The organism is Achromobacter sp. 2789STDY5608621, assembly GCF_001299375.1.
Lineage (GTDB): Bacteria > Pseudomonadota > Gammaproteobacteria > Burkholderiales > Burkholderiaceae_B > Achromobacter > Achromobacter insuavis.
Genome location: NZ_CYTU01000036.1, coordinates 1 through 5926 on the forward strand (window position 1 = coordinate 1; position 5926 = coordinate 5926).

The 5926-nt window shown below is 71.2% G+C and carries 9 protein-coding genes; all 9 read left to right on the plus strand.

What is annotated here, in order from left to right:
- On the plus strand, positions 1 to 800 hold an 800-nt coding region (locus tag AOZ53_RS24900; RefSeq protein WP_231690683.1), incomplete at its 5' end, for an OmpA/MotB family protein.
- A 123-nt stretch (positions 801 to 923) separates the two neighbouring features.
- Positions 924 to 1310 (plus strand): hypothetical protein, encoded by a 387-nt coding sequence (locus AOZ53_RS24905; protein ID WP_054434156.1) that lies wholly within the window; start codon positions 924 to 926, stop codon positions 1308 to 1310.
- Positions 1307 to 1498: a helix-turn-helix transcriptional regulator gene (locus AOZ53_RS24910; RefSeq protein WP_054434154.1), complete on the plus strand. Its 192-nt coding sequence runs from the start codon at positions 1307 to 1309 to the stop codon at positions 1496 to 1498. The genes AOZ53_RS24905 and AOZ53_RS24910 overlap by 4 nt, the downstream gene beginning before the upstream one ends.
- 116 nt (positions 1499 to 1614) lie before the next feature.
- Entirely contained in the window at positions 1615 to 1968 is a 354-nt protein-coding gene (locus tag AOZ53_RS24915) for a YciI family protein (protein WP_054434152.1), read from the plus strand.
- 165 nt (positions 1969 to 2133) lie between these two features.
- A complete protein-coding gene (locus AOZ53_RS24920) occupies positions 2134 to 2544 on the plus strand; it encodes a YciI family protein (protein ID WP_054434150.1) in 411 nt (136 codons plus the stop codon).
- A 27-nt stretch (positions 2545 to 2571) separates the two neighbouring features.
- Positions 2572 to 2979 carry a VOC family protein gene (locus tag AOZ53_RS24925; protein WP_054476685.1) on the plus strand — a complete coding sequence of 136 codons (408 nt, stop codon included), beginning with the start codon at positions 2572 to 2574 and terminating at the stop codon, positions 2977 to 2979.
- Positions 2976 to 4268, plus strand: coding sequence for an RNA polymerase sigma factor (locus AOZ53_RS24930; protein ID WP_054489774.1), 1293 nt, complete (start codon positions 2976 to 2978; stop codon positions 4266 to 4268). Before AOZ53_RS24925 ends, AOZ53_RS24930 begins: the two co-directional genes overlap by 4 nt.
- A gap of 37 nt (positions 4269 to 4305) precedes the next feature.
- Positions 4306 to 5196, plus strand: a complete 891-nt coding sequence (locus tag AOZ53_RS24935; protein WP_231690684.1) for an AraC family transcriptional regulator — start codon at positions 4306 to 4308, stop codon at positions 5194 to 5196.
- Between the two features lie 98 nt (positions 5197 to 5294).
- On the plus strand, positions 5295 to 5926 hold a 632-nt coding region (locus AOZ53_RS24940; protein ID WP_054489812.1), incomplete at its 3' end, for a DMT family transporter.

The window sequence follows — 5926 nt, forward strand, 5'->3', positions numbered from 1 at the left end:
CCGCCGCCGCGGCCGCCGGCGCGCCGGCCCCGGCCGCCCCGGCCGCCGAGGGCGAGGTGGTGGCGCAGGCCGCCGCGCCGCTGAAGGCGCCGTCCAAGGAATCGCTTGGCCTGGGCGACCTGGGCAAGTCGGTCGACGTCATCATCAACGAGCAGTCGGTCAGCTTCCGCATCAGCAACGAGCTGCTGTTCCCCTCGGGCCAGGCCACCCTCAGCCCGTCGGGCCTGGACGTGATCAAGCGCCTGGCCGCGATCCTCAACAAGAACGAGTACCAGGTGTCGGTCGAGGGCCACAGCGACCCCGTGCCGATCCAGACCCGCCAGTTCGCCTCCAACTGGGAACTGTCCAGCAGCCGCGCCACCAGCGTGCTGCGCGAACTGGTGCGCGACGGCGTGGCCGGCAGCCGCCTGCGCGCCGTGGGCTACGCCGAGACGCGTCCGATCGAGTCCAACGACACGCCGGCCGGCCGCGCCGCCAACCGCCGCGTCGAACTGATCATGGACATCACCGCCCCGGCCAAGCCGGCCCAGGCCGACGCCAAGGGCACGGACGGCAAGCCGGCGGCCGCCGCCGCGAACGGCAAGGCCAGGCCGGCCGAGGCCAAGGCCGCGGATGCCAAGGCTGCCGATGCCAAGGCTGCCGATGCCAAGACCGCCGATGCCAAGGCAGCCGATGCCAAGCCGGCCGAGACCGCGGCGGCGACCGTCCCGCGCGAAGCCGCCCCCGAGGCCGCCCCGCCGGAACCCACGCCGCCCTCGACCCTGACGCCGACCGAGGCCACCGCCGCAACCCAGTCCTGATCGCGCTCCCCCCAACCGGCTGCGGCCGGTTTTATTTTGGCCGTCGATGTAAAGGAACCTTGACACCACGAAATCGCGGCGCCACAATGTCAAGCACGCTTTACACAACCGGAGATCGACCTCATGCATCAAACCCAGGCGCGACGCCTGTATCTCAAGGAATTCGGCGGCGCCATGGCGCTGTACGTGGCGATGGTGGCCATGTCGATCTACGCCGGCCTGCATCTCGAACCGGGCGCGCCGCGCACCGTCCTGCTGGCCAGCCCGGTGCTGGCGATCCTGCTGGTGATCCGCGCCGTCGTGCGCCAGATCCGCCGTTCCGACGAGTTCATCCGCAAGACCACGGCCGAACACCTGGCCATTGCCGCCACGGCAACGGCGGGCATCACCTTCACCTACGGCTTCCTGGAACTGGCCGGCTTTCCGCGCCTCAGCATGTTCTTCGTCTGGCCGCTGATGGCCGCCGCCTGGCTCGCCACCAGCGCCATCGACCACCTGCGCCACCGATGAAGAACCTGATCCGCGATCTGCGCGCCGAGCGCGGCTGGAGCCAGGCCGCGCTGGCCGAACAGTTGAACGTGTCGCGCCAGACGGTCAATGCCATCGAGACCGGCCGCTACGACCCGAGCCTGCCGCTGGCTTTCGCCATCGCCCGCGTGTTCGGTCTGCCGATCGAGACGATCTTCCAGGAAGACTGAAGCGGCGCGATCCCGCGCCGCGCAAACAGCGGTAATCTGGCGGCTGCCTCGCCGCGCATCCCTCGGCGCGCGGCCGTTTGCCATGTCCACCGGGCCCCGCCCGCCAGGAACCCGCCATGCCGTACATGCTTCTGATCGTCGAACCCACCGGCCAGCGCGCCGAGCGCACCCCTGAACAGGGCCGCGATGCCTACGCGCAGATGCTGCGCTATGCCGAAGGCCTGCAGGCGCGCGGACTGCTGGCGCGCGCCGAATCCCTCAAGTCCGACCGGGAAGGCGTGCGCCTGCGCGTGCGCGACGGCCAGCGCACGCTGGTCGACGGCCCCTTCGCCGAGGCCAAGGAGATGATCGGCGGCTTCTTCCTGCTCACCTGCGACGACCGCGAACAGGCCCTGGCGCTGGCGGCCGAGTGCCCGGCCGCGCAATGGGCCACGGTCGAGGTGCGCGAGCTGGGACCCTGTTTCCTGTAGCGCCCGCGCGCCGACCGCGCCGCGCGGGCCGGCCAGCCCCCTGCATCGCTAGGTATTTACCCTGATTCGAGCGTCCGCCTGTCGATTCGCGAGCCCGTCATGCGTCGTGCCAGTACCGACCCCGCCGCGGCCAGCGCGCGGGGCCTTGCCACCAGGAGACTTCCCATGCGATTCATGATCATCGTCCGCGCCAACGCCGACAGCGAGGCCGGCAAGCTGCCCGAGGCCAGCCTGCTCGACGCCATGGCCACCTACCACGAGAGCCTGGCCAAGGCCGGCGTGCTGCTGGACGCCAACGGCCTGCAGCCGTCGTCCAAGGGCTGGCGGGTGCAGTACGACAACGGCCAGCGCAAGGTGGTCGACGGCCCCTTCGCCGACACCAAGGAACTGATCGCCGGCTACACCATGATCCAGGTCCGCTCGCGCGAGGAAGCCATGCAATGGACGCTGCGCTTTCCCGACCCCTTCCCCGGCCAGCCCTGCGCCATCGAAGTGCGCCAGGTCTATGAGCTGGACGACTTCGCGCCCGGCAAGGAAATCGAGCGCTTCCGCGAACTGCCCGGCAACGGCCACTGATCCCCCTCCTTTCTCGCGAGACACGCCATGCACAAGCAGATCTTCGTCAACCTCCCCATCGCCGACATGGCGAAATCGCAGGCCTTCTTCAAGAGCCTGGGCTTCAGCTTCAATCCGCAGTTCACCAATGACCAGGGCGCCTGCATGGTCGTGGGCGACAACATCTACGTCATGCTGCTGGTGAAGGATTTCTTCCAGGGTTTCACCAACAAACCCGTCGTCGATGCCAAGGGCGCCACCGAATCCCTGATCGCGTTGTCCTGCGAAAGCCGCGCCGAGGTCGACGACCTGGTCGCGCGCGCCAAGGCGGCGGGCGGCGCCGCGCCGCGCCCGCCGCAGGACCATGGCTTCATGTACGGACACGGGTTCGATGACCTGGACGGCCACATCTGGGAAGTGTTCTACATGGAACCCGGCGCGACGCCGCAAGCATGACCGCGGCGACCGGATCGGCGGCGACCCACCGCGCCATCGAAGCCGTCTGGCGCATCGAGGCCGCCAGCGTCATCGCCGGCGTCGCGCGGCTGGTGCGCGATGTCGGCCTGGCCGAGGAACTGGCCCAGGACGCGCTGGTGGCCGCACTGGAGCGCTGGCCGGCCAGCGGCGTGCCGGACAACCCGGGAGCGTGGCTCATGACCACCGCGAAAAACCGCGCGCGCGACCGCCTGCGGCTGGACGCCATCCACCGCCGCAAGCACGAGCAAATAGGGCACGAGCTCGAAGCGCTGCAGGCCGACGTCGAGCCCGACTTCGTCGAGGCATTGGACGCCGCGCGCCAGGACGACATCGGCGACGACCTGCTGCGCCTGATCTTCACCGCCTGCCACCCGCTGCTGTCGACCGAGGCGCGCGTGGCGCTGACGCTGCGCCTGCTGGGCGGACTGTCGACCGCCGAGATCGCGCGCGCCTTCCTGGCCTCGGAATCGACCATCGCCCAGCGCATCGTGCGGGCCAAGCGCAGCCTGACCGCGGCGCGCGTGCCGTTCGAGGTGCCCGGGCCGCAGGAACGCGCGGCGCGGCTGGCCTCGGTGCTGGAAGTGATCTACCTGATCTTCAACGAAGGCTATGCCGCCACCGCCGGCCAGGACTGGATGCGGCCGGCGCTGTGCGACGAGGCCCTGCGGCTGGGCCGCATCCTGGCGCAATTGGCGCCCGGCGACAGCGAAGTGCACGGGCTGGTGGCGCTGATGGAATTGCAGGCCTCGCGCCTGCATGCCCGCAGCGACGCCGAGGGCCGCCCGGTGCTGCTGCTGGAACAGGATCGCGGCCGCTGGGACACGCTGCTGATCCGGCGCGGCCTGGCCGCGCTGGAACGCGCCGAAAGCCTGGGCGGGGCCAGCGGTCCGTATGCCCTGCAGGCCGGCCTGGCCGCCTGCCATGCGCGGGCGCGGCAGGCCGGGGACACCGACTGGCGGCGCATCGTGGCGCTGTACGAAGCGCTGGCGCAGGCCATGCCGTCGCCCGTGGTGGAACTGAACCGCGCGGTGGCCGTGGGCATGGCGTTCGGGCCCCAGGCCGGACTGGATCTGGCCGACGCGCTGGCGCGCGACCCGGCGCTGGCCAACTATCACTGGCTGCCCAGCGTGCGCGGCGACCTGCTGGCCAAGCTAGGCCGTCACGCCGAGGCGCTGGCGGAATTCGAGCGCGCCGCCGGCATGACGCGCAACGACCGCGAGCGCGAGATGCTGCTCGCGCGCGCCGCCGCCATGCGGGCGGCGGGATAGGCCGGCGCGGCGCCGCCGAACGTGCTTAAATTCCGTCATGGCCTCTTTCCTGCCCTCCGCCGGCGGCGTCCCTGTCGCCCCCGACGCGCGCCCCGAACCGCTGATCGCGGGCGTGCCGCAGGCCTTCGACCACCCCAATGACCGCGCCGAATTCCGGCGCCCGGCGCACCGGCCGGGCATCGAGCTATACCGCGCCCACATCATCCGCCACGCCTTCGAGCCGCACACCCACGAGGCCTTCGGCCTGGGCGCCATCGAGACCGGGGTGGAACGCTTCCGCTACCGTGGCGCCGAGCACCTGGCGCCGCCCGGCTCGGTGGTGCGGATGAACCCCGACGAACTGCACACCGGCCGCGCCGAGACCGAGGGCGGCTGGCGCTACCGCATGGCCTACATCGACCCCGCCGTGGTCGAACAGGTGGCCGGCGAGGCCGATTGGTGGTTCGACTGCGCGGTCAGCCACGACAGCGCCAGCGCGCAACGCGTCACCGCCCTGCTGGACGCGCTGTGGCAGGCGCGTGAACCGCTGGCGTTCGACAGCGCCCTGCACGCGCTGCTGGCCGAGTTCCGCCGCCATGCCCGCGTGCCGCGGCCGCCGCGCCCCGAAGCCGCGGCGCGCTTCACCCACGTCATCGACTACCTGCGCGCCCACCTGGCGCGCCGTCTCACCCTCGAAGAACTGGCCGAAGTCGCCGGACTCAGCCCGTTCCACTTCCTGCGCAGCTTCCAGGCGCAGTACCACGCCACGCCGCAGCAGACATTGATGGCGCTGCGCCTGTTCGAGGCCAAGCGGCTGCTGGCCGCGGGCGAGACGCCAGCGCAGACCGCGCTGGCCGCCGGCCTGACCGACCAGGCCCACCTGACCCGCGCCTTCACCCGCCGCTACGGCGTCACGCCGGCGCGCTACCAGAAGCAAGTGCGCGCCTGAACCGCCGCTCCGGCGCCGCAGCAATCTGGTACAAGACCGGCCGCCGCGGCCGTCGCTAGACTGGCCCATCTGTTGAATTTCGCGATGGGAACACAGCTATGTGGGCAGGAACCTCTTACGCCCTGGCGGCCGGACTGATGTGGGGGCTGGTATTCGTCGGCCCCTTGCTGCTGCCCGAATACCCCGCCGCCCTGCAATCGGTGGCGCGCTACCTGGCGTTCGGCCTGATCGCCATTCCGCTCGCCTGGCTGGACCGCAAGGCGCTGCGCCAGCTCGGCCGCGCCGACTGGATCGAGGCGCTCAAGCTGGCGGCCATCGGCAACCTGCTGTACTACCTGTGCCTGGCCAGCGCCATCCAGCGCGCCGGCGGCCCGGTGCCGACCATGATCATCGGCACCCTGCCGGTGGTGATCGCCATCTGCGCCAACCTGCGCAACGCGCGCCGCGACGGCCGCCTGCCGTGGAAGCGGCTGGCGCCCTCGCTGGTGCTGATCGCGCTGGGCATCGGCTGCGTCAACCAGGTGGAACTGCAGGCGCTGCGCCAGGAGGCCGACGCCGACCTGTCGCGCTACGCCATCGGCGCGGTGCTGGCGCTGGCCGCGGTCGCCTGCTGGACCTGGTATCCGCTGCGCAACGCCGACTGGTTGCGCAACCATCCCGGCCGCAGCCCGCGCACCTGGGCCACCGCCCAGGGCGTGGCGACCCTGCCGCTGGCGCTGGCCGGCTACGG

Bases quoted from the DNA above. Each gene is read 5' to 3' on its own strand.
- AOZ53_RS24905 (WP_054434156.1), top strand. From the start codon at position 924: ATGCATCAAACCCAGGCGCGACGCCTGTATCTCAAGGAATTCGGCGGC.
- AOZ53_RS24910 (WP_054434154.1), top strand. From the start codon at position 1,307: ATGAAGAACCTGATCCGCGATCTGCGCGCCGAGCGCGGCTGGAGCCAG.
- AOZ53_RS24915 (WP_054434152.1), top strand. From the start codon at position 1,615: ATGCCGTACATGCTTCTGATCGTCGAACCCACCGGCCAGCGCGCCGAG.
- AOZ53_RS24920 (WP_054434150.1), top strand. From the start codon at position 2,134: ATGCGATTCATGATCATCGTCCGCGCCAACGCCGACAGCGAGGCCGGC.
- AOZ53_RS24925 (WP_054476685.1), top strand. From the start codon at position 2,572: ATGCACAAGCAGATCTTCGTCAACCTCCCCATCGCCGACATGGCGAAA.
- AOZ53_RS24930 (WP_054489774.1), top strand. From the start codon at position 2,976: ATGACCGCGGCGACCGGATCGGCGGCGACCCACCGCGCCATCGAAGCC.
- AOZ53_RS24935 (WP_231690684.1), top strand. From the start codon at position 4,306: ATGGCCTCTTTCCTGCCCTCCGCCGGCGGCGTCCCTGTCGCCCCCGAC.